We start from the raw sequence: 20910 nt of genomic DNA, 5'->3' as shown, positions 1-20910 counted from the left end.
CCTACCCCAGGCGCTTCTTCAGGCTCTCCAGGCCAGCCAGCAGCTCGCCGATGACCTTCGCGGTCGGCGGGTCGATCAGCTCGCCTTCGGCGCTGAACTTCGACGCGGCCTGGTTGATGAACACTTCCGGCTTGTTGAGCGTGAAGGTGTTCATGAACAGCAGCACCTGGCGCAGGTGGTACTGCACGCGCGCCGTGCCCACCATGCCCGGGCTGGCGCCCATGATCGCCACCGGCTTGCCGTCGAACGGCTGCTCGGGCGGGCGCGACAACCAGTTGCCGCCGGCCTTGGCGAAAGCCTCCTGCAACTCCGGTGATGCAGCCACGCGCGCGAAGTCCGTGCGCAAGCGCTCGAGGATAGCGGGTGGCGTGCGCGCCGGGGCGAACAGCCCGAACCACGATTCGAACTCCAGCGCGGTGCCCGTTTTGGTGACCGTCGGCACGTCGGGATGCATGGGGTTGCGAGCCGCCCCCGACACCGCCAGCGCGCGAACGTTGCCGGCGTCGACCTGCGCGCGCGCCGTCGACGACAGGTCGAAGAACAGGTCGACCCGGCCGCCCAGCAGGTCCTGGTAGGCCGCCTGCGCGCCGCGATACGGCACGTGCGCGACCTGGACGCCGGCCAGGTGCCACAGCGCCGCCGCCAGCACGTGCTGCCCCGAACCATTGCCGCCCGACGCGTAGTACAGCTTGTCCGGGTTGGCCTTCGCATGGGCCATCACTTCCTTGAGCGACTTCTGCGCCAGGTCCTTGCGCGCCAGCAGCGTGTAGCCGTCGGGCGCGGACTTGGCCGCCGCGTCGGTGCCGATCAAGGTGCCGGACCCCGCCTTGTTCTCGACGATGAAGCTTTGGTTCATCTGCTTGCCCATGCGGTCCGCCAGCAGGCGGGCCACCGTGTCGAAGCCGCCGCCGGGCGGCTGCGGCACGATGATGCGGATGGGCTTGGCGGGGTAGGCCTGGGCGTGTGCCTGCGGAAGCACCGAGGCGAACAGCGCGAATGCGAAAAGAAGTGTTTTCATCTAGCGTTCCAGTTCGCCGCCGGCGAGCCATTGCGCGCCGCGGCGGTACAGCTCTTCCACGGCAGGCCCCTTGAGCATGGGCATGTCCATCTTGACCTGGTAGCCGATGCGCGTCTGGATGTAGGCAAGGTGCCGATAGCCTTCAGGAAAGGTCGCCAGCGCCGCGGCGTCGAGCTTGATCTGCGCCGTCGAATCCAACGGGTCGATGCGGTCCTTCTCGTAGATCGGCTGTCGGTGCAGCAGCTTCCAGCAGCCGTCATGCTTCGTGACGAAGTCGTAGAAGCGCCCTGTGCAGACCACGTCGCACAACACCGGCCCGTCGGCGCCTTCGACCATGCCGCGCTGCGAGATCGTCATCTTGGTCTGCGCGATGGCGCGCTCGCCGTTGACCTCGATCGCCGCGCCGCCCAGGAAGTGCAGGATGCTCACGCCCTTGGCCCAGCCCTCTTTCGTGACGCGGATGAACTCGGCGAACGGCCCCTGGAACCAGGTGGCCATCATCACACCTTGGGGGTGCCACACGGTGGCGAAGCGCTCCCAGTCGCCCGCGTCGCGCCACACCGCCCAGCGCTCGACCAGCTCGCGGATCAGCAGCTTGTCTTTCATGTCGTCATTCATTCAGGAGTCTCCTTGGGGTCATAGTCCACCTGGTAGCGCGCTGTGCGCAGGTCGCCCAGTTCGCGCTTGACGCGCAAGTGTTCCGGGTGCGTGGCGTAAGCGTCCAGCGCGGCTTGCGATTCGAATTCGCTGAACAGCACCACGTCGCAGGCATAGTCGACGGCGCTGCGGTCTGCGCCGATCTCCAGATGCAGCAGGCCGGGCACGCGGCCGCGCAAGCTCTCGAAACTGCGGCGCAGCAGCAGGATGTTGGCCGCTTTGTCGACAGCCGTGCTGCCACGCACGTTCCACATCACGATGTGGCGGATCAAGCTTTGGCCTCGGCATGCATCGGATTGAGCACGAAGTCGTAGTCCACCCGCCAGACGCCGCCCGGCTGCTTGACCCAGTCGGCCACCAACGACTCGCGCACGCCGAACACCGCGTCGGAGTCGAGGTACCGGTCGCCGTTGCGAAATACGTGCGTGATCAGCGTTTCGTAGCCCGGCGCCTTGATCATGAAATGCAAATGCGCCGGCCGCCATGGATGGCGGTTGGTGGCGCGCAGCATGTCGCCCACGGGGCCGTCGTCGGGGATCGGGTAGGCCTCGGCCAGGATGGTCTTGAAGTCGTATTCGCCCCGCGGCCCGGACTTCAGCACCCCGCGCGCCTGGTGCTGCTCAAGCCCTTCGCGCTGCACGTCGTACTTGCCCTCGGCATCGGCCTGCCAGACTTCGATCACGGCGCCTGGCACGGGCTCGCCGCCGTTGCCGCGCAACATTCCGCGCACCTCGCACGGCTCACCGACGGCACCGTTCGCCACGTCCTGGCCGTGTTCGTAGTGAGGTGCGCCTTCGACATGGAATGGGCCGAACACGGTGGCCTCGGTGCAGCCGGCCGGCTTGTCGTTGTTCATCGCCACCGTCAGCATCGACAGGCCCAGCGTGTCGGACAGCAGGATGAACTCCTGCCGCTTCTCGTCGGTCATCTCGCCGACGCGCGTGAGGAACTGGATGCCCTGGAACCACTCCGCCTCGGTGAGTTTGACCTCTCGTGCGAACGCGTGCAAGTGCTGCACCAGGCTCGTCATGATCTCTTTCAGGCGCGGATCGGGCGTGCCGGCAAAGCGCGCGATCACGGCCTGGGTGATGGTGTCCTGGTTGAGGTTGCGCATGCGGTGTCCTTGTCGGCGAGTCTCTCGATGAGTGGAATGTAGAAGGCCGCGCCCGCCAGCGAAAGGCCCTCCGCGCAAATGACTTTTTCTCGCAGCGAAAAACAGCCCGCCGCCCGCCCGGGCCTACACTGGGCGCAGCCCAACAAAGGAGCCCGGGTTTGGACCGCTTCACCGAGATCGAGTTGTTCGTGCAGGTCGCCGAAACCGGCAGCTTGAGCCGTGCGGCCGAGGCGCTCGATTTGTCCAACGCCGCGGCCAGCCGCCACCTGTCGGCGCTGGAAGAGCGTCTGGGTGCCCGGCTGGTGGAACGCAACACGCGCCGCCTGTACCTCACCGACACCGGCCAGGAGTTCCTGCATCGGGCCAAGGCCATCCTGGCCGACCTCAAGGACGCCGAAGCGCAGGTGAACGCCACCGCGCTCAACCCGACGGGCACGCTGCGGATCACCGCATCGCTTTCGTTTGCCATGCACCACATCGCGCCGCTGCTGAAGGAATACACCCGGCGCTACCCCAACGTCACGGTGCACGTGGAAGCGGCCAACCGCTACTTCGACATCATCGACAACAACATCGACGTGGCGATCCGCACGCGCGAGTTCGAGCCCGACTCGAACGTCACCGTCCGCCGCCTCGGCGAGACGCGCCGCATCCTGGCAGCCGCGCCGCGCTACCTGGCCGAGCACGGCTTCCCGAAAGCGCTGGACGACCTGCAGCGGCACAAGTTGCTGATCTACACCTACTCCAACAACCCGAACGATCTGCGCTTCACGCGCGGCGGCGAGACTCGCGTGATCACCGTGAAGGGCCTGCTCGAATCGAACGACGGCCAGATCCTGCGTGCCGCCGCGCTGGACGGCATGGGCATCCTGGTGCAACCCACTTACATCCTCTATGACGACATCGTCGCCGGCCGGCTGGTGCCGGTACTGGACGATTGGGACCTGCCGCGCCTGACCATCAACCTGGCCTACCCCAGCCGCAAGCACCTCTCGGCCAAGGTTCGCACCTTCATCGACTTCATCGCCGAGCACTTCGAGAAGATGAACTACGAGAAGAAGTGGACCGGGCGGCTGGGCGTTTACTGACCCACGAAAGGAGATCACTTTGAGCGAACGCATCACAGCCCCCTACGGCACCTGGCCCTCGCCCTTGGGCGCGCAGCGCGTGGCGGCCGGCGTCAAGCCGCTCTCGGCACCGCGCATCGACGGCGACTCGATCTTCTGGCTGGAAGGCCGGCCGGCCGAGGCGGGCCGGGTGGCGGCGGTGCGCCGCGCCGCGCAAGGGGCCGGCGAAGCCGTCACGCCCGCGCCGTTCAACGTCCGCAGCCGCGTCCATGAATACGGCGGCGGCGCCTACGCCGTGCATGGCGGCACCGCCTACTTCTCCAACTTCGCCGACAACCTGGTATATGCGCAGGCGCCTGACGCGGCACCGCAGCCGCTGACCGCCAACGGCCAGCACCGGCATGCCGACTTCGAATTCGACGCAGGGCGCAATCGATTGATCGCGGTACGCGAGGACCACAGCGCGGGCGGGCATGAGCCAGTCAACTCGCTGGTGGCGCTGCCGCTCGACCCTGCCGCGCCGCAGATGGTGCTGGCATCCGGCTTCGATTTCTTCGCCGCGCCCCGGTTGTCGCCCGATGGCCGGCAGTTGGCGTGGATCTGCTGGAACCAACCGCTGATGCCCTGGAACGGCTCGGAACTCTGGTTGGGCGATGTAGCCGCGAACGGTCAGCTCACGAACACGCGCCGCGTCGCCGGCAGTGCCTCGGAGTCGCTCTGCCAGCCAGCCTGGTCGCCGGCCGGCGAGTTGTTCGTGGTGTCCGACCGCACCGGCTGGTGGAACCTGTACCGCGTGAACAACGACACCCTGGCGCCGGCCTACGCCATGCAGGCCGAGTTCGGGCAACCGATGTGGGTGTTCGCGCAGTCGCTCTACGGCTTCACCGGCAGCCACGAGTTGGTCGCCGCCTGCATCGAAGGCGCGGTGAGCCGTCTGGTAAAGATCGACTTGCAATCCGGCACGCTCGTCACCCTGGCCTCACCCTTCACCGACGTGAAGGAGCTGCGCGCAGGCGAAGGCTTCATCGTCGTCCACGCCGCCGCCGCGCACCTGCCCGACCAGATCGTGCGGATCGACGTGGCCAGCGGCCATCACGAGGTGCTGGCGCAGGCCATGCAGGAAGTGCCTTCCGCGCAGTATCTTTCCACGCCGGAGAGCATCACCTTCCCCAGCGCGGGCGGCCGCGACTCGTACGGCTTCTTCTACCCGCCCACCAACGGCGACTGCGAAGCGCCGACGGGTGAACTGCCCCCGCTCATTGTCACCAGCCACGGCGGGCCGACGTCGATGAGCACCAACAGCCTGCGGTTGTCGATCCAGTTCTGGACCAGCCGCGGCTTCGCGGTGCTGGACGTCAACTACGGCGGCAGCACCGGCTACGGCCGCGCCTACATGGACTTGCTGAAAGGCCAGTGGGGCATCGTCGATGTGGAGGATTGCGTGGCGGGCGCGCAGTATCTCGCACAGCGCGGCCGGGTCGATCCAATCCGCATGGCGATCCGCGGCGGCAGCGCGAGCGGCTTCACCACGCTGTGCGCGCTCACGTTCCACCGCGTGTTCCAGGCCGGAGCCAGCCATTACGGCGTGAGCGACCTGGCCGCGCTGGACGCGGACACGCACAAATTCGAGTCGCGCTACACCAGCTACCTGGTCGCGCCGCCGCCGCAGCGCGACGCCCTGTACCGCGAACGCTCGCCGAGCCTGCACACCGACAAGCTGTCTTGCCCGATGATCTTTTTCCAGGGGCTGGACGACAAAGTGGTGCCGCCTTCGCAGTCGGTGTCCATGGTCGACGCGCTGCGCTCGCGCGGCATCCCGGTGGCCTACGTGCCTTTCGAAGGCGAAGGGCACGGTTTTCGCCGGCTCGAGAACATCCAGCGCAGCCTGGAGGCGGAGCTGTTCTTCTACGCGCAGGTGTTCGGGTTCGTGCAGGCGGATGCGGTGATGCCGGTGGACATCATTCCGCCCATCAGCACGCCCTGAAGGCACGTCAAGCGGTGGGGCGCGCGCCTTCGAAGGCGTCCTGCAGCAGCAGCCGGATCGCTCCGCGTTCCAGCGGCCGCGGGTTGGGGTACTGGTTCTGCATCGCGATGTCGCAGGCGCGGTCCAGGTCGGCTTCCTTCATGCCGATGTCTTGCAGCGCGACCGGCGCGCCGCTGTTCTTCGCGAGGTCGTACACCGCCTGCGCAGCCGTCATTCCCCCCAGCGCTCTCGCGATGCGCGCCATCGCCTGTGGCGCCGCCGCCGCGTTGTAGGCCAGTGCGTGCGGCAGCACGATGGTGTGCGTTTCCGCGTGCGGCAGGTTGAAGCTGCCGCCCAGCGTGTGGCACAGCTTGTGGTGCAGGGCCATGCCGACGTTGCCCAGCACGGTGCCGCACAGCCAGGCGCCGTACAGCGCGTCGCTGCGCGCTTCGACGTCGCGCGGACTCTGCACGATGGCGGGGAGCGCCCGGCCGAGCGCCGCGATGCCTTCCTGCGCCATCAGGTCCATGATCGGGTTGGCATCCGTGGCGTACAGGCCCTCGGCCGCATGCGCGATGGCATTGATGCCGCTGGTCACGCTCATCGACACGGGCAGGCCCAAAGTCAGCTCGGGGTCGTAGATCACGGTACGGGGCAGCACGCGTGCATCCCTGCCGGTCTTCTTCAACCCGCCTTCGGTGATGCCGTAGATCGGAGTCATCTCGCTGCCGGCATAGGTGGTGGGGATGGCAAGGATCGGCAAGCCCGAGTCGAGTGCGATGGCCTTGCCCAGGCCCGTGGTCGAACCGCCGCCGATGGCGACGGCGCAATCGGCACCCAGCTCGCGAGCCACCTCTCGCGCCTCGCGCGCAGTCTCGATCGGCACGTGCATCACGGCGCGGTCGAAGATGCCGGCGGCACGGGCGCCCAGCAGGTCAGCCACCCGCTCAGCCGACGTCCGTTGCTCCGGCGTGCAAAGGACCAGGGCCTTGCGCGCGCCCAGTGCCTCGATCTCGCGCGCCAGGTGCGCCAGCGCGCCGGCGCCGAACACGACACGGGCGGGCTGGCTGTTGTAGATGAAGCTGTTCACAGTGCGTAGTGTGAACAGATGACGGGCCTCGTTCAACGCGCCACGCGGAAAATAGTTTTCCTGCTCAGACGCGTTCGAGGATCACGGCGATGCCCTGGCCGACGCCGATGCACATGGTGCACAGCGCGTAGCGTCCACCGGTCTTGTGCAGCTGGTTCACGGCCGTCGTCGCGAGCCGCGCGCCGGAGGCGCCCAGCGGATGGCCGAGGGCGATGGCGCCGCCGTTCGGGTTGACGCGCGGGTCGTCGTCCTTGAGCCCCAGCGTGCGCAGCACGGCCAGGCCCTGCGCGGCGAAGGCTTCGTTGAGTTCGATCACGTCGAGCTGTTCCAGCGTGATGCCGGTGAGGGCCAGCACCTTCTGCGTCGCCGGTGCCGGGCCGATGCCCATGACGCGCGGCGCCACACCGGCAGTGGCCATGCCGACCACACGCGCGCGCGGCGTCAAGCCGTAGCGCGCGGCAGTGCCTTCGTCGGCCAGCAGCAGCGCGCAGGCGCCGTCGTTCACGCCGCTGGCGTTGCCGGCCGTCACCGTTCCGTCGGGCTTGACCACGCCCTTGAGCTTGGCCAGCGTTTCCAGGCTGGTTTCGCGCGGGTGCTCATCCTTGGCCACGACGATCGGGTCGCCCTTCTTCTGAGCGATCGTCACCGGCACGATCTCGCTGTCGAAGTAGCCGGCCTTCTGCGCGGCCACGGCCTTGAGTTGCGACGCCAGCGCCATGCGGTCCTGCGCCTCGCGCTCGATCTTGTAGTCGGTGGCGACGTTCTCGGCGGTCTCCGGCATGGAGTCGACGCCGTACATCTCCTTCATCAGCTTGTTAACGAAGCGCCAGCCGATGGTGGTGTCGTACACCGCGTTGGCGCGCGAGAACGCGCTTTCGGCCTTCGGCATGACGAAGGGCGCGCGGCTCATGCTTTCCACGCCGCCGGCGATCATCAGCGTTGCCTCGCCCGACTTGATGGCACGCGCCGCGGTGCCGACAGCGTCGAGCCCCGAGCCGCACAGGCGGTTGAGGGTGGCGCCGGGCAGGTCGAGCGGCAGGCCGGCCAACAGGCTTGCCATGCGCGCGACGTTGCGGTTGTCTTCGCCGGCCTGGTTGGCACAGCCGTAGATCACGTCGGTGACGGCCTGCCAATCGACCTTGGGGTTGCGCGCCATCAACGCCTTGAGCGGGATCGCGCCGAGGTCGTCGGTGCGGATGGAGGACAGTGCGCCGCCGTAGCGGCCGAAGGGCGTGCGAATGGCGTCGCAGATGAAGGCTTGTGTGCTCATGGTGTCTTCCTGTTGTTTCAGGCCGCGATCGGCAGCCCGATGAGTTGTTCGAGTTCGGCGTGCGACAGGCCGTCGACCTTGTCGACGAGCTTCAGGCCCTGCGGCGTGCAGTCCAGTGTGGCGAGATCGCCGTAGATGCGCTTCACGCAGGCGATGCCGGTCAACGGATAAGTGCATTGGGCAACGACTTTGCTCTCGCCCTTCTTGGTCAGCAGATCCATCATCACCCAGGTCTGCTTGGCCCCGATGGCCAGGTCCATCGCGCCGCCGACGGCGGGGATGGCGTCCTTCTCGCCGGTGTGCCAGTTCGCCAGGTCGCCCGAGGCCGACACCTGGAACGCGCCCAGCACGCAGATGTCGAGGTGGCCGCCGCGCATCATCGCGAAGCTGTCCGCATGGTGGAAGAAGGCGCCGCCCGCAAGCAGCGTCACCGGCTGCTTGCCGGCGTTGATCAGGTCGTAGTCTTCCTGGCCCTCGACGGGCGCCGGGCCCATGCCGAGGATGCCGTTCTCGCTGTGCAGGATCACCTCGATGCCCGCGGGCAGGTGGTTGGCCACCAGCGTCGGCATGCCGATGCCGAGGTTGACGTAGGCGCCGTCGTGGATGTCGCGCGCGACACGTTGCGCGAGCTGGTCTTTGGTGCGTTTCTGGTAGGTCATGTTCAGGCTGCCTGTTTGAAGCCGCCGGCCTGCGTGGCGACGCGGTCGATCTTCACGATCTTGCTGACGAAGATGCCGGGTGTCACCACATTCTCCGGATCCAGCGTGCCGAGTTCCACGATCTCGTGCACGGTGGCGATGGTCTGCTTGGCCGCCATGGCCATCACCGGGCCGAAGTTGCGCGCGGCCATGCGGTAGGTGAGGTTGCCCCAGCGGTCGCCGCGCTCGGCCTTGATCAGCGCGACGTCGCCGTAGATCGGTTGCTCCAGCACGTAATGCTTGCCTTTGATCTCTCGCGTCTCCTTGCCCTTCGCCAGCTCAGTGCCGTAGCCCGTCGGCGAGAAGAATGCGCCGATGCCGGCACCGGCGGCGCGAATGCGCTCGGCGAGGTTGCCTTGCGGCACCAGCTCCAGCTCGAGCTTGCCGCAGCGGTACAGCGCATCGAAGACGTGGCTGTCGGCCTGCCGCGGGAAGCTGCAGACGATCTTGCGCACACGCCCGGCCTTCAGCAGCGCGGCCAGGCCTTCGTCGCCGTTGCCCGCATTGTTGTTGACCACGGTGAGGTCGCGCGCGCCCTGGTCGATCAGGCCGGCGATCAGTTCATTGGGGATGCCGGCGGTGCCGAAGCCGCCGATCATCACGGTGGCGCCGTCGGGCACCCCCTGCAGGGCCTGCGCCACCGAAGCGGCGATCTTGTCGATCATGAGATGTCTTCCGAAAGTGCGCCAGCGGCACCGCCAGCCGCTTGCCAAGAAACGGCTCACTTGTTCTAATACTGCACAAGTGTTCGCATCCAGAATTTTAGGGGCATTCGCGTCTTATGGCAATTTCCACATTCGAGGGCGGTGAACTCAAGCCCGGCGACAGCTACGTGCAGTCGTTCGCGCGCGGGCTGGAAGTGATCCGGTCCTTCAGCGCGCAGGCACCGCGGCAGACACTCACCGAGGTCGCGGGCCGCGCGGGCCTCACGCGCGCCGGCGCCCGCCGCATCCTGCTGACGCTGCAGACCCTGGGCTATGTGGAGAGCGACGGGAAGCTGTTCTCGCTGACGCCGCGCATCCTGGACCTGGGCTTTGCCTACCTGTCGTCGATGCCGATCTGGAACCTGGCCGAGCCGGTCATGGAAGCGCTGGTGGAGCAGGTCAAGGAATCATGCTCGGCCGCGGCACTGGAAGGCACGGACATCGTCTACGTGTTGCGCGTGCCCACCCGCAAGATCATGAGCATCGGCCTGGGTGTCGGCTCGCGGCTGCCGGCCTACTGCACGTCGATGGGCCGGATGCTGCTGGCCGGCCTGCCCGACGATGAAGCGCTGCGGCGCCTGCGCACCTCCAAGCGAGGTCCACTGACCCGCCACACCATCACCGACGTGGAAGCGCTGATGGTGAAAGTGCAGCAGGCCCGCAAGCAGGGCTGGTGCCTGGTGAACCAGGAACTGGAAGAGGGACTGATCTCGATCGCCGCGCCTATCACCAACCGCACCGGGCGGACGGTGGCCGCGCTGAACATCAGCGGCCAAGCCAACCGCACGAGCAGCAAGGCGATGCAGGACACGATGCTGCCCCCGCTGCTGGAAGCCGCCCAGGCGATCTCGCGCCTGCTGGGCACACAAGGCGCCTGAGGCTGCCCGCGCGTTCGCTTCTCTACTTGCGGCTGAGGCCGAAAGCCAGCAGCACGCCGCCGATGACGATCGCGCCCAGGCTCAGCCACTGCGGCACGTTCACCGACTCCTTCTCCTGCACCTGGAGCTTGAGCGGCCCGATCTGGGCCTTGGTGGTTTCCTTGGTGAAGCTGAAACCGCCGGTGAAGAAACCGGCGATCCCGAGCACCAGCAAGACGATTCCAGCGATTCGAATGGGGGTCATGGCGGCAGAGTAGCACGCCAATCCCGGCTCAGCCGTAGGACAGGGCCTGCATGCTACGCTGGGCGGCATGTTCAACCCTTCGCAAGAGGACGTGCGGCGCTTTTTCTGCGCCGTCCACGCCAAGACCCGCGCGGGCCAGCCGCTCGATGCCCTGGAAACACTGGCCGGGCAGTGGCTGGCCGAGCACCCGGAATACGAAGCCGACCTGGCGGACATCGAAGCCGCCGTGGCCCGCACCTACGACGGGCAAGACGGCAAGACCAATCCCTTCCTGCACCTGTCGATGCACTTGTCGATCAGCGAGCAATGCTCCATCGACCAGCCGCGCGGCATCCGCCAGGCGGTGGAACTGCTGGCGGCGCGCCGCGACTCGATCCACGACGCGCACCATGAGGCCATGGAATGCCTCGGGCAGATGCTCTGGGAGAGCCAGCGTTCCGGCAGGCCACCCGACGGCGCCGCCTACATCGCCTGCGTGCAGCGGCGGGCGACTAAGGATTGATAGCCAAAAAAGGACAAGGCCCGCAAAGCGGGCCCTGTTTACTCCTTTGCCCGTAGGGTGCTACCGGAAGCGGTGCTCGGGAACGGTCTTCAGATCGCCATCCAGCGAACTGACATAGCCCGCCAAAGCCTTGAGTTCGGCATTGGAGAACTGCTTGGCAATGGCGCCCATCACGCCGTTGGCGCGGCCGACCTGCGGGTTGCCTTCTGTCTTGTAGGCCTTCAGCGCCACGAACATGTAGTCGGCGTGCTGGCCCGCGATCTTCGGGTAGCTCGGGTCGATTGGCTTGGCGTAGTTGGCGCCGTGGCAGGAAACGCAGGCGGCTTTTTGCAGCAACGCGGCGACTTGCGGGCTGGGCGCCTTGTCGGCAGCGGCGGGCAGGTTCTGGGCCGGATCCTTGCCCAGCGACTCGTAGTAGCCGGCGATGTCGGCCATGTCCTGGTCGGACAGGGAGTCGGCGATGCCACGCATCGTCGGGTGCTTGCGGTCACCCTGCTTATATGCCGTGAGGGCGGCCACGAGGTACTTCGCGCTCTGGCCGGCGATCATGGGGACCTTGTGGACCTCGGGGAAAGTGGCCTGGTAGCCCTTGATGCCGTGGCAGCCCACGCACATCGCGACCTTGGCCTCCAGCGACTTTGCGCCGGCGGGTGCCGCGGGTGCAGTCTTCTGGGCCGCCGCCGCGGGCGCCGAAGCGGCCTGGGCCGGAGCCGCCGCTTGTGCAAGAGCCGAGCCGGTCACGGAAGCGACAGCCAGGGCGAAGAGCGTGGTCAACAACTTGTTCATTTTGCGCGCACAATCGAGAAAGAGGTCAGTCTTCTAATCAACCTTCGATTATATCCGGCGGGCTGCCGCCGCTCTTTCACCGCCCTACCCCCATGAAGTTCCAAGGCTCACAGAACTACGTCGCCACGCAAGACCTGATGCTCGCGGTGAACGCGGCGATCACCCTCAAGCGCCCCCTGCTCGTCAAGGGCGAGCCCGGCACCGGCAAGACCATGCTGGCCGAAGAAGTGGCCCAGGCGCTGAACGTGCCATTGCTGCAATGGCACATCAAGTCGACCACCAAGGCGCAGCAGGGCTTGTACGAATACGACGCCGTCAGCCGCCTGCGCGATTCGCAATTGGGTGACGAAAAGGTCAAGGACATCCACAACTACATCGTCAAGGGTGTGCTGTGGCAGGCTTTCACCGCCGACAAGCCGGTCGCCCTGCTGATCGACGAGATCGACAAGGCCGACATCGAATTCCCGAACGACCTGCTGCGCGAACTCGATCGCATGGAGTTCTACGTCTACGAGACGCGCGAGCTGGTCAAGGCCAGGCACCGGCCGCTGGTGTTCATCACCTCGAACAACGAGAAGGAGCTGCCCGACGCCTTCCTGCGCCGCTGCTTCTTCCACTACATCAAGTTCCCCGACGCCGACACGATGAAGCAGATCGTCGACGTGCACTTCCCCGGCCTGAAGAAGGAACTCCTGACGGCCGCGATGAAGACGTTCTACGACGTGCGCAACCTGCCTGGCCTGAAGAAAAAACCGTCGACCAGCGAGCTGCTCGATTGGCTCAAGCTCCTGGTCGCGGAAGACATCCCGCTGGAAGCGCTGCAAAGCAAGGAAGACAAGGTCGCCGTCCCGCCGCTGGTGGGCGCGCTCTTGAAGAACGAACAGGACGTGACCCTATTCGAGAAGCTCGTGTTCATGCAGCGGCACAACCGATGAACCGGCTGCTGCTCGAAGGGCTCTCCGACGCCATAGGCTTCATCGGCGGTGCGCTGGCGGGCTATTGGGTCGGCACCCTGTTCGGCCTGGACATCTTCGAGGCCGGCTACAGCAACGCAAGCATCGGTGGCATCGTGCTCGTGGGCCTGGGCGGCGGGATAGGATTGCAGCTGGCGCGCAAGTGGCGCGCCGCCCGCAAGAAGGACAAATGAATGCACAAGCCCGAGCCGTGCACGCTGGAGACGCCGCAGCTGCGGCTGGAGCCCCTCAGCGAAGCGCATACCCCTGACCTCGCCGCCGCCGCGCGCGACGGCGAACTCTGGAACCTGCGCATCACTTCCGTGCCGGCACCCGGCGAAGAAGACGTGTATGTCGCTTTTGCCCTCAAGGGGCGCGAGCAGGGCCACATGCTGCCCTTCGTCGTGCGCGACCTGGCCAGCGGCAAGATCATCGGCTCCACGCGCTACCACGACATCGTGGTGCCCATCGAGCGCCTGGAGATCGGCTACACCTGGTACGGCAAGAGCTGGCAGCGCAGCCACGTCAATACCACCTGCAAGCTGCTGCTGATGACGCACGCGTTCGAGACGCTGGGCGCCAAGATGCTGGGCTGGCGCACCGACAACTACAACTTCGCCAGCCAGAAGGCCATCGAGCGCCTGGGCGCGCGCAAGGACGGCGTGCTGCGCCACCACGCGCCGCGCCGCGACGGCACGGTGCGCGACACCGTCATGTACAGCCTGGCCGCGGGCGAATGGCCGGAAGTCAAGGCACACCTTCAATACCAGCTGGTGAAGCCTCGGACGTGACATGACAGGACCGGTGATCGCGTTCAGCACGCCCGCCGGCGTGACGGGCTGGAGACGGTGGTGGCCCTACTCGCCGCTGGCACGGGTCCTTCTCTTCATGGGCATCTTTGGGGGCCTGATCTTCCTGATGCGCATCCTCTTCGTCACCGCCGGGTGGATGGGCAAAGGTGCGCCCGAAACGCCGCATCTGCTCGCCCGGTTTTCGATGCAGGTGGTGCCTGCCTTGAGCGCCTACCTGTTCCTCGTGTATGTGATCGAGCGCCGCCGTCCGCTCGAGCTTGCCTGGCGCAGAGTCTTGCCCCATGGCGCGGCCGGCACGCTGCTGGGCTTCTTGCTCATCACCGCGGTGGTGGGCGTGCTCTGGTTGGCAGGCAGCTATCAGGTCACCGGTACCAATCCGGATGCGGCCTGGCTCAAACCTCTTCTGCTGTTCGGGCTGGGGGCAGCGATCACCGAAGAAATCGTCACCCGCGGTGTTCTCTTCCGAATCATGGAGGAAGGCCTCGGCACCTGGGCCGCCTTGTTGATTTCCGCGGCGATCTTCGGCTTCGGCCACATCTTCAATCCCGGGGCGACTCTTTGGACATCGCTCGCCATTTCGATCGAAGCCGGGCTGCTGTTCGGCCTGCTGTTCCATGTGTCGCGTTCGTTGCCGCTGTGCATCGGGCTGCACATGGCATGGAATTTCACGCAAGGCATGATTTGGGGCGTGCCCGTGTCGGGCACCAGCGACCCCGGATGGCTTGTCTCTGTCCGGACCGGGCCCGACTGGCTGAGCGGCGGCGCGTTCGGCGCCGAAGCCTCGGTGGTCGCGATCGTCGTGTGCTCAGCCTTCACGGCTGCGCTGCTGGTGGTGGCGCTGCGCCGGCGCAGCATCGTGCCGCCATGGTTCGTGCGCCGGCGCATCGACGCTGCAGCGATACAGGCTTCGGCCGATAATGGATTGGCCAAGGCCACTTAACGCCATGCTCATCGACTTTTTCTACACCCTGCGCAGCGCCAAGCTGCCCGTTTCCGTCAAGGAATACCTCACGCTGATGGAAGCGCTGAAGGAAGGCGTTGTTGGGCCCAACAGTGAAGACGGCTACAAGATCGACGACTTCTACTACCTCTCGCGCACGACCCTGGTGAAGGACGAGAAGCACTACGACAAATTCGACCGCGCGTTCGCCGCCTACTTCAAGGGCGTGGAGATGGTCGCGGACTTCACCAAGGACGTCCCGCTCGAGTGGCTGCGCAAGAACCTGGAACTCGAACTCAGTCCCGAGGAAAAAGCCAAGATCGAAAAGATGGGCTGGGACGAGCTGATGGAGACGCTCAAGAAGCGCTTCGAGGAGCAGAAGGAGCGGCACGAAGGCGGCAGCAAGATGATCGGCACCGGTGGCACTTCGCCCTTCGGCGCCTACGGCTTCAACCCGCAGGGCATCCGCATCGGCCAGGACAAGGGGCGCAACAAGAGCGCGGTGAAAGTCTGGGACCAGCGCGCCTACAAGGACTACGACGACACCCAGGAGCTGGGCACGCGCAACATCAAGGTCGCGTTACGGCGCCTGCGCAAGTTCGCGCGCGAAGGCGCGGCCGACGAGCTGGACCTGGACGACACGATCCGCTCCACCGCCGCCAACGCCGGCTGGCTCGACATCAAGATGGTGCCGGAGCGGCATAACAACGTGAAGATCCTGCTGCTGATGGATGTCGGCGGCACGATGGACGAGCACATCCACCGCGTGGAAGAGATGTTTTCCGCGGCCAAGGCGGAGTTCAAGCACCTGGAGTTCTACTACTTCCACAACTGCGTCTACGACTTCATGTGGAAGAACAACCGCCGCCGCTTCTCGGAGAAGTTCGCCACCTGGGACATCATCCGCAAGTACAACAAGGACTACAAGCTGATCTTCGTCGGCGACGCCACGATGAGCCCGTATGAAATCCTTCAGCCCGGCGGCAGCGTGGAATACAACAACGAGGAAGCCGGCGCGGAGTGGATGCAGCGCCTGACCAACGCCTTCCCCAAGTTCGCGTGGATCAACCCCGAGCCGCAAGGTGTCTGGCAGTACAGGCAGAGCATCAGCGTCATCCAGCAGTTGGTGAACAACCGCATGTACCCGCTGACGATCAAGGGCCTGGAAGAGGCGATGCGGCTGCTGAGCAAGTAGCGGCACGCGCGCCTCTACAATCCCGTTCCTGCCTCCTCGTAGTTCAATGGATAGAACGGGCGCCTCCTAAGCGCCAGATACAGGTTCGATTCCTGTCGAGGGGACCAGTCCCTCGACAGGAGCCTCAGCACTAACCCTTAGGCGTGTTGCGTGGACCGTGGAAATCGCCGACAGTGTCCGTGAGCGGAAACCTACAGACAAAGGCCGCGCTGCCGTTAACCTGTTGCAACGCACCATTGCGACCGGTTACAGCTGTGACGACGCCATTGCCAAACGGTCATTGCGATGTCACCGGTGCCACCTACCATGGAATGTCCAGCGCGAATGTTCAGCGCAATAGCAGCGAAGAAATCCACGAGCAGTGAGACAAGCAGCGAGGTTCAAATGACGTCAGCAGATTTCCGCGTCGAAAGCAGCCATCCCATCGCCTCCGGCCTGTTCCCGGCCTCCGGCTCGCGCCAATATCTGTTCAGCGACCGCGCACTGGCAGTCGCCATGGCCGCGAAGAGCAGTACCAAACCGATGGGCGAGGAAATCCGCGTGGTGCATGTGCCCACGGGTGAAGTCGTCTTCCGCAAACCGGCGACCGGCCGACCGGAGTGGAGCGACGATCTCTGAGCTGAATCGGACTCGGCCGACTAGCGGCGGCAAGCCTCATCGATAGCGCGCACCAGTTCCGACAGCGGAGCGCGCTTGGCCACGCCCCGCCGGCCGCCCACTTGCCCGTCCAGTTCGCGCGCTTCTTCTGGCGACACGAGCGCGGTGAGGTAGATGAACGGAATGCCTTCCGTGGCCGTGTCGCCGCCGAGGGCCGCCGCGACCTCGCCTCCGCCCATACCCGGCATGTCGATGTCGCAGAGGATGACGTCGGGCAGCTCCGTACGGGCCATCTCGGCCGCACGAGCGGGGTCGGTCGTGGAGACGATCTCGTAGAACTTGGACAGCTTGATGACCAGGTGCGCGATCACCGCGGCGTCGTCGTCGATCAGCAGGAGTTTTTTCTTGTCGGTCATGGGCACCTCGTACGGCATGTTACAGGCTCTTCAGTCCTGCGCGAAACGAATCTCGACGGTGTCGAGATGGTCGGCCATCCGCGCCGCGGCGGCGCTCAGTTCCGACGCATCGATCTCGCTGAAATCGCGCTCGATCGCGCGGCTCTGGTCGCTGGCCCACAGGAAGCCGTAGAGACCGAAGCTGCCGGCCAGCTGGTGCGCCAGGCGGCGAACTTCGCCCCGGTCGCCACCCTGCATGGCCTTGTCCATGCCGGCGATGAGCCCGCGGCGCGATTCGATGAAGTCTTGCAGCAGGGGCTGGATGTCCGGGTCCAGCACCACCGGGTCGCCGGGTGCCGGCAGGGCAGGTTCCGCCGAGGGCGCCGGAGCGCGCGCCGCTTCGGCCGCACCGATGAGCGTTGTGAGCTCCAGCAGGGTTTCGTGGATCGCTTCGCGCGTGACCGGCTTGGTCAGGTAGCTGTCGAAGCCGGCGGCCAGGCTGGCGCGCCGCGTCTCGTCGTCGTCGTGCGATGACAGGGCGACCATCGTGCATCGCTGCGCCAGCGTCGCGCGCTCCATCGCCCGCAATTCCCCCACCGCCTGCAAGCCGCCCATCACCGGCATGTCCAGGTCCATGAAGACCACATCGGGCCATTGCAGTTCGGCCGCCGCCAGCGCCACGCGGCCGTTGATCGCCGTATCGACGGTGAACGGAGGAGTCGGCAGGAAGCGCCGGACGATCAGCAGGTTGTACTCGTCGTCGTCCACCAGCAGCACGCGCAGGGGCGGCAGCGACGCAATCCGCAATGGCTCCACCCCCTGCCGTCCCGCCGCGTGGCGCACGGTGGCGGGCACGGCCCCGGGCGGCGCGGCGCGCAGCCGCACGGTGAGCGTGGTGCCTTCTTGCTCCGAGGTCTCCATCTCGATGGCGCCGTCCTGCACCTGCGCCATCACCCGTGCCGAGTAGGTGCCCAGGCCGGTGCCGCTGGCCTTGCCCTGCGTCGCGTACTTCTGGAAGAAGTTGCCGCGGATGGCTTCGGGCACGACGCCGCGGTTGTGGATGCGCAGCTCGACGCGGCCGCCCTCGCCGGCGCGCGCACGCACGGTGACGACCGCGCCCTCGGGCGACGCTTCCACCGCGTTCTTCAGCAAGTTGGCCAGCATCGAATAGCACAGCAACTCTTCGGCCCACGCGTACGGTGCCTCGGCCGCGTCCACCTTCAGCCTCACCTGCTTGGACTCGGCATGCATGCCCACGTCGATCGCCACCTTGGCCAGGAGGTCGACCAGGTCGACGGCGTCCGGCCGGAAGACGTAGCTGCCTTGCTCCATCTTGAACAGGTCCAGCGAGAGGTTGACCATCGACAGGATGCGGTAGCCGGCACGCTCGACGATGCCCAGAAGCTCGTCGGCTTCGGGGCCCAGCTTGCGTTCTTCGCGCAGCAGGCGCGGCACGGCGACGATGCTGTTGAGCGGCGTCTTGATGTCGTGGCGGCTGATGCGGTCCACTTCCTCGCGCAGCCGCACGTTCTCTTTCAGCGTTTCGTTCTGCGCTTCCAGTTGCGCGGCCTGCGCCGCGACCTGGTCGCGCGAGGCGCGCAGCGCCGCCTCGTTTTCGCGGAACGCCGTGACGTCCAGGTACGACGTGATGAAGCGCCGGGTGCGGCCTTCGGTGTCGACCTGTGCGATGCCCTCGGCGTGGATCCAGATGTAGCTGCCGTCGCGGCGGCGCAGCCGGTACGACATGGCCGTGCCGGGTTCCTGCTCGCCCGGCGTCGTCTTGCGGCGGATCATGGCGCGGAACTGCTCCCGCGCGGCCTCGCGGTCGTCCGGGTGCATCATCTCGAAGATGCTCGGCCAGCGCGAGCTGTCGGTGTTGGGCGAGAAGCCCAGCATCTGTTTGAAGCGCCCGCTGTAGGTGACCTCGTTGCGCACCGCGTCCCAGTCGCCGAAGCCCGCCTTCGTCGAGCGCACCAGCAGCCGCAGCCGTTCGCGCTCCACGGCCAGCGCCTGTTCGGTCGCGTACTTCTCGGTGATGTCCAGGCTGGCCGCCAGCACGCCGATGCGCTGGCCTTGCGAGTCGACCATCACCGTGCGCGTCTGCATGTAGCGCCGGCCGTTGTAGTCGTAGTCGCGCGCCGGTGAAGTGGCGCCGGGCCCCTGCGCGAGCGCATCGCGGTCCAGCGCCAGCGTGGCGCGCGCCGCCGGGTCGTCCACGTCCGCGAGCGAAGTGCCGATCACGCTTTCGCGCTGCAGGCCGATGTACCGTTCCCAGGTCCGGTTGACGACCAGGTAGCGCCCATCGGGGTCGCGCAGCGCCAGGCCCAGCGGCACCGAATCGAACAGGTCGTTGATGAACTTGATGCGGTCGGACATCTCGATCTCGTGCCGCTTGCTGTCCGAAATGTCGATGAACGAACAGACGAAGCGCAGCGTCCGGCCGTCCGCGCCGCACACGCCGATGCCCTCGGCGTGCACCCAGAGCCATTCGCCGTCGGCGCGGCGCATCCGGTACTCCAGCGGCTGGTACTGGCGCACCGCGTCGCGCACCGAGCGGTCGCGCAGCTGCTGCAGGAACAGGCCGTAGACGTGGTCGCGTTCGTCGGGATGCAGCATGTCGCGAAAGCCTGGCATGCCCGCGGGATCCGCGTCGGCCGGATAGCCGAACATCTCCTTGTACCGCTCGGTGTAGCCGACGGCGTTGTTGACGGCATCCCAGTCCAGCAGGCCGGCCTTGGTCGCGCGCATCAGCATGTCGGTGCGGCCGCGCTGCTCGATCACTCGCGCCTCTTCCGCGGCCAACGCCCGCGCGAAACGCTGCGCCAGCAGCACCGCGGGCGCCAGCACGATGCCGACGGCGGCGAAAGGCAGCAGGCTGACCGCCAGGATGTGCTGGAAGAAGATCACGTCGTGCGCGACGGCCGCCACCAGGATCGCCAGGCCGGCCAGCAGGATGCCGGCGCCGCGCTGGCGATGCTGCAGCGCGCGCACCAGAACGAAAGTCACGTAGAGCGCCACGACCACCCCGCCGGCCTGGAGCACCGGCGCCGAGTACGAGAACACATGGATGGGCGTCAGCAGCGCCAGCAATATGCCCCCGCCGCTCAACGCCAGGATGCCCCGCAGCGGCGCCAGCCCGACCTCGGTTCGATACAGCGCACGCAGGAACAGCGGAAAGATCGCCAGGCCCAGGAACCAATTGGCGAACAGCAGCCGGAACTGGCTTTCGAAGCCCAGTCCCGACACCACCGATTGCAGCGGGCGCTCCCCCGCCATCCCGATGCTGAACGCGAACGACAGGCAATACACGCCGAAGTACAGCGGGATGCGGTCCTGGCGCCGCCACAGGAAGAAGATGAGCGACAGCAGGCCGAGCACCATCACGCTGCCCATCGCCACCAGGCTGCGGGCCAGAGCGCCCTCGCGCCGCTCGACGAGCTGCCGCGCCGTGCCCAGCTGGATGCTGCGCACCATGCCGCCACGAAACACCTGGAAGTTGGACGCCTGGACGTTCAGCTCCAGCGGGCAGGCGAGCTCGCCGATGGGCACGGTCTGGTTGCCCAGCACGGGTCGCTCGGCGGCCCGCGACATGCCCGGCACCCCTTGCTGCGCCAGCAGTTCGCCATTGACGTGAAACGTCGCGGCGCTGTGCTCGAACGGCAGCGTTAGCGACAGCGACTTCGCGCCGGCGCCGGGGCAGATGACGCGCAGCCGGTAGGTTCCGACACCGTGTCCACTGCCCAACGCGGTGTTCCACGCACTGGGCACGCGCAGGGCCCCGCCGGCGTCCGGGGCGGCCTGGCCGGAAGGCAGCAGCACGCCCGGGTGGAAGCGCCACTCGCCGTCAAGCGAGACGATGCCGTCACGCTCGAAGTCCCAGGCCGAAAGATCGAGCACGCCGCCGCGCGCAGCCGGCGCCGTCGCCGCCGTGGCTGCGCCGGCGGCCAGCAGCAGCGCCGCGGCCATCGCAAGGCAGCGCGGCATGCGCAAGAGGATGAGCTGCACCATGCGCGCAGGATAAAGGATC

Annotated in this window: 22 protein-coding genes and 1 tRNA gene; 11 read left to right on the top strand and 12 right to left on the bottom strand. The window is 66.6% G+C overall.

Annotated features, from left to right (window positions below; genetic code table 11):
- Position 1 precedes the first annotated feature (1 nt).
- From EEB15_RS01830 to EEB15_RS01815, 4 genes are read right to left on the bottom strand one after another with little or no spacing between them, the layout of a single operon-like run.
- Complete coding sequence (locus EEB15_RS01830) at positions 2 to 1018, bottom strand: tripartite tricarboxylate transporter substrate-binding protein (protein WP_141507813.1); 1017 nt, start codon at positions 1016 to 1018, stop codon at positions 2 to 4.
- Positions 1019 to 1636: a nuclear transport factor 2 family protein gene (locus EEB15_RS01825; protein WP_141507812.1), complete on the bottom strand. Its 618-nt coding sequence runs from the start codon at positions 1634 to 1636 to the stop codon at positions 1019 to 1021.
- Entirely contained in the window at positions 1633 to 1947 is a 315-nt protein-coding gene (locus EEB15_RS01820; RefSeq protein ID WP_233259301.1) for a Dabb family protein, read from the bottom strand. The genes EEB15_RS01825 and EEB15_RS01820 overlap by 4 nt, the downstream gene beginning before the upstream one ends.
- A complete protein-coding gene (locus EEB15_RS01815; RefSeq protein WP_141507811.1) occupies positions 1944 to 2789 on the bottom strand; it encodes an intradiol ring-cleavage dioxygenase in 846 nt (281 codons plus the stop codon). Before EEB15_RS01815 ends, EEB15_RS01820 begins: the two co-directional genes overlap by 4 nt.
- A gap of 158 nt (positions 2790 to 2947) precedes the next feature.
- Between EEB15_RS01815 and EEB15_RS01810 the strand changes: the two genes are divergently transcribed.
- A complete protein-coding gene (locus tag EEB15_RS01810) occupies positions 2948 to 3877 on the top strand; it encodes a LysR family transcriptional regulator (RefSeq protein ID WP_141507810.1) in 930 nt (309 codons plus the stop codon).
- A gap of 19 nt (positions 3878 to 3896) precedes the next feature.
- Complete coding sequence (locus EEB15_RS01805; protein WP_370283273.1) at positions 3897 to 5840, top strand: prolyl oligopeptidase family serine peptidase; 1944 nt, start codon at positions 3897 to 3899, stop codon at positions 5838 to 5840.
- 7 nt (positions 5841 to 5847) lie between these two features.
- Here the strand turns inward: EEB15_RS01805 and EEB15_RS01800 are convergent, their stop codons facing one another.
- The 4 genes from EEB15_RS01800 to EEB15_RS01785 form a co-directional block, all read right to left on the bottom strand.
- Positions 5848 to 6909, bottom strand: a complete 1062-nt coding sequence (locus EEB15_RS01800; RefSeq protein WP_141507808.1) for a maleylacetate reductase — start codon at positions 6907 to 6909, stop codon at positions 5848 to 5850.
- 64 nt (positions 6910 to 6973) lie between these two features.
- The gene (pcaF, locus tag EEB15_RS01795) at positions 6974 to 8179 is read right to left on the bottom strand and encodes a 3-oxoadipyl-CoA thiolase (protein ID WP_141507807.1); all 1206 of its coding nucleotides are present in this window, start codon (positions 8177 to 8179) and stop codon (positions 6974 to 6976) included.
- A gap of 17 nt (positions 8180 to 8196) precedes the next feature.
- Positions 8197 to 8838, bottom strand: coding sequence for a 3-oxoacid CoA-transferase subunit B (locus EEB15_RS01790; protein WP_141507806.1), 642 nt, complete (start codon positions 8836 to 8838; stop codon positions 8197 to 8199).
- 2 nt (positions 8839 to 8840) lie between these two features.
- Positions 8841 to 9542 carry a 3-oxoacid CoA-transferase subunit A gene (locus EEB15_RS01785; protein WP_141507805.1) on the bottom strand — a complete coding sequence of 234 codons (702 nt, stop codon included), beginning with the start codon at positions 9540 to 9542 and terminating at the stop codon, positions 8841 to 8843.
- Positions 9543 to 9658: 116 nt separating this feature from the next.
- Between EEB15_RS01785 and EEB15_RS01780 the strand changes: the two genes are divergently transcribed.
- Positions 9659 to 10459, top strand: a complete 801-nt coding sequence (locus tag EEB15_RS01780) for an IclR family transcriptional regulator (protein WP_141507804.1) — start codon at positions 9659 to 9661, stop codon at positions 10457 to 10459.
- Between the two features lie 22 nt (positions 10460 to 10481).
- Here the strand turns inward: EEB15_RS01780 and EEB15_RS01775 are convergent, their stop codons facing one another.
- Entirely contained in the window at positions 10482 to 10703 is a 222-nt protein-coding gene (locus tag EEB15_RS01775; RefSeq protein ID WP_199236432.1) for a hypothetical protein, read from the bottom strand.
- A 67-nt stretch (positions 10704 to 10770) separates the two neighbouring features.
- On the opposite strand from EEB15_RS01775, the gene EEB15_RS01770 reads away from it, so the two are divergent.
- Positions 10771 to 11205: a DUF1841 family protein gene (locus EEB15_RS01770; RefSeq protein WP_141507803.1), complete on the top strand. Its 435-nt coding sequence runs from the start codon at positions 10771 to 10773 to the stop codon at positions 11203 to 11205.
- Positions 11206 to 11265: 60 nt separating this feature from the next.
- On the opposite strand, the gene EEB15_RS01765 is transcribed toward EEB15_RS01770, so the two are convergent.
- Positions 11266 to 11991 (bottom strand): cytochrome c, encoded by a 726-nt coding sequence (locus tag EEB15_RS01765; RefSeq protein ID WP_141507802.1) that lies wholly within the window; start codon positions 11989 to 11991, stop codon positions 11266 to 11268.
- A gap of 92 nt (positions 11992 to 12083) precedes the next feature.
- Here EEB15_RS01765 and EEB15_RS01760 point away from each other — a divergent pair, with 92 nt between their 5' ends.
- The 7 genes from EEB15_RS01760 to EEB15_RS01730 all read left to right on the top strand — a co-directional run bounded on the left by EEB15_RS01760 (position 12084) and on the right by EEB15_RS01730 (position 16509).
- A complete protein-coding gene (locus EEB15_RS01760) occupies positions 12084 to 12926 on the top strand; it encodes a MoxR family ATPase (RefSeq protein ID WP_141507801.1) in 843 nt (280 codons plus the stop codon).
- Positions 12923 to 13138 (top strand): hypothetical protein, encoded by a 216-nt coding sequence (locus EEB15_RS01755; RefSeq protein ID WP_141507800.1) that lies wholly within the window; start codon positions 12923 to 12925, stop codon positions 13136 to 13138. Before EEB15_RS01760 ends, EEB15_RS01755 begins: the two co-directional genes overlap by 4 nt.
- Complete coding sequence (locus EEB15_RS01750; RefSeq protein ID WP_141507799.1) at positions 13139 to 13735, top strand: GNAT family N-acetyltransferase; 597 nt, start codon at positions 13139 to 13141, stop codon at positions 13733 to 13735. It begins immediately after the preceding gene.
- A 1-nt stretch (position 13736) separates the two neighbouring features.
- Positions 13737 to 14696, top strand: coding sequence for a CPBP family intramembrane glutamic endopeptidase (locus EEB15_RS01745; RefSeq protein WP_141507798.1), 960 nt, complete (start codon positions 13737 to 13739; stop codon positions 14694 to 14696).
- 4 nt (positions 14697 to 14700) lie between these two features.
- Positions 14701 to 15891 (top strand): VWA domain-containing protein, encoded by a 1191-nt coding sequence (locus EEB15_RS01740; RefSeq protein WP_141507797.1) that lies wholly within the window; start codon positions 14701 to 14703, stop codon positions 15889 to 15891.
- A gap of 32 nt (positions 15892 to 15923) precedes the next feature.
- Positions 15924 to 15998, top strand: a tRNA-Arg gene (locus EEB15_RS01735).
- Between the two features lie 277 nt (positions 15999 to 16275).
- Positions 16276 to 16509 (top strand): hypothetical protein, encoded by a 234-nt coding sequence (locus EEB15_RS01730; RefSeq protein ID WP_141507796.1) that lies wholly within the window; start codon positions 16276 to 16278, stop codon positions 16507 to 16509.
- A gap of 20 nt (positions 16510 to 16529) precedes the next feature.
- Here the strand turns inward: EEB15_RS01730 and EEB15_RS01725 are convergent, their stop codons facing one another.
- Entirely contained in the window at positions 16530 to 16904 is a 375-nt protein-coding gene (locus EEB15_RS01725) for a two-component system response regulator (RefSeq protein ID WP_158289960.1), read from the bottom strand.
- A 30-nt stretch (positions 16905 to 16934) separates the two neighbouring features.
- Positions 16935 to 20891 carry a PAS domain-containing protein gene (locus EEB15_RS01720; protein ID WP_141507794.1) on the bottom strand — a complete coding sequence of 1319 codons (3957 nt, stop codon included), beginning with the start codon at positions 20889 to 20891 and terminating at the stop codon, positions 16935 to 16937.
- Between the last annotated feature and the right edge of the window lie 19 nt (positions 20892 to 20910).

Origin of the sequence: Ramlibacter sp. WS9, from assembly GCF_003797765.1 — a bacterium.
Classification (GTDB): Bacteria; Pseudomonadota; Gammaproteobacteria; order Burkholderiales; family Burkholderiaceae_C; genus Ramlibacter.
The sequence above is the reverse complement of the archived record's forward strand: the minus strand, read 5'-3'. Positions and strand labels throughout refer to the sequence as shown.

Coding starts and splice junctions, on each gene's coding strand:
- EEB15_RS01830 (WP_141507813.1), bottom strand. CDS start 1,018: ATGAAAACACTTCTTTTCGCATTCGCGCTGTTCGCCTCGGTGCTTCCG.
- EEB15_RS01740 (WP_141507797.1), top strand. CDS start 14,701: ATGCTCATCGACTTTTTCTACACCCTGCGCAGCGCCAAGCTGCCCGTT.
- EEB15_RS01785 (WP_141507805.1), bottom strand. CDS start 9,542: ATGATCGACAAGATCGCCGCTTCGGTGGCGCAGGCCCTGCAGGGGGTG.
- EEB15_RS01775 (WP_199236432.1), bottom strand. CDS start 10,703: ATGACCCCCATTCGAATCGCTGGAATCGTCTTGCTGGTGCTCGGGATC.
- EEB15_RS01770 (WP_141507803.1), top strand. CDS start 10,771: ATGTTCAACCCTTCGCAAGAGGACGTGCGGCGCTTTTTCTGCGCCGTC.
- EEB15_RS01720 (WP_141507794.1), bottom strand. CDS start 20,891: ATGGTGCAGCTCATCCTCTTGCGCATGCCGCGCTGCCTTGCGATGGCC.
- EEB15_RS01730 (WP_141507796.1), top strand. CDS start 16,276: ATGACGTCAGCAGATTTCCGCGTCGAAAGCAGCCATCCCATCGCCTCC.
- EEB15_RS01755 (WP_141507800.1), top strand. CDS start 12,923: ATGAACCGGCTGCTGCTCGAAGGGCTCTCCGACGCCATAGGCTTCATC.
- EEB15_RS01725 (WP_158289960.1), bottom strand. CDS start 16,904: ATGACCGACAAGAAAAAACTCCTGCTGATCGACGACGACGCCGCGGTG.
- EEB15_RS01780 (WP_141507804.1), top strand. CDS start 9,659: ATGGCAATTTCCACATTCGAGGGCGGTGAACTCAAGCCCGGCGACAGC.
- EEB15_RS01760 (WP_141507801.1), top strand. CDS start 12,084: ATGAAGTTCCAAGGCTCACAGAACTACGTCGCCACGCAAGACCTGATG.
- EEB15_RS01790 (WP_141507806.1), bottom strand. CDS start 8,838: ATGACCTACCAGAAACGCACCAAAGACCAGCTCGCGCAACGTGTCGCG.
- EEB15_RS01815 (WP_141507811.1), bottom strand. CDS start 2,789: ATGCGCAACCTCAACCAGGACACCATCACCCAGGCCGTGATCGCGCGC.
- EEB15_RS01745 (WP_141507798.1), top strand. CDS start 13,737: ATGACAGGACCGGTGATCGCGTTCAGCACGCCCGCCGGCGTGACGGGC.
- EEB15_RS01825 (WP_141507812.1), bottom strand. CDS start 1,636: ATGAATGACGACATGAAAGACAAGCTGCTGATCCGCGAGCTGGTCGAG.
- EEB15_RS01750 (WP_141507799.1), top strand. CDS start 13,139: ATGCACAAGCCCGAGCCGTGCACGCTGGAGACGCCGCAGCTGCGGCTG.
- pcaF (WP_141507807.1), bottom strand. CDS start 8,179: ATGAGCACACAAGCCTTCATCTGCGACGCCATTCGCACGCCCTTCGGC.
- EEB15_RS01765 (WP_141507802.1), bottom strand. CDS start 11,991: ATGAACAAGTTGTTGACCACGCTCTTCGCCCTGGCTGTCGCTTCCGTG.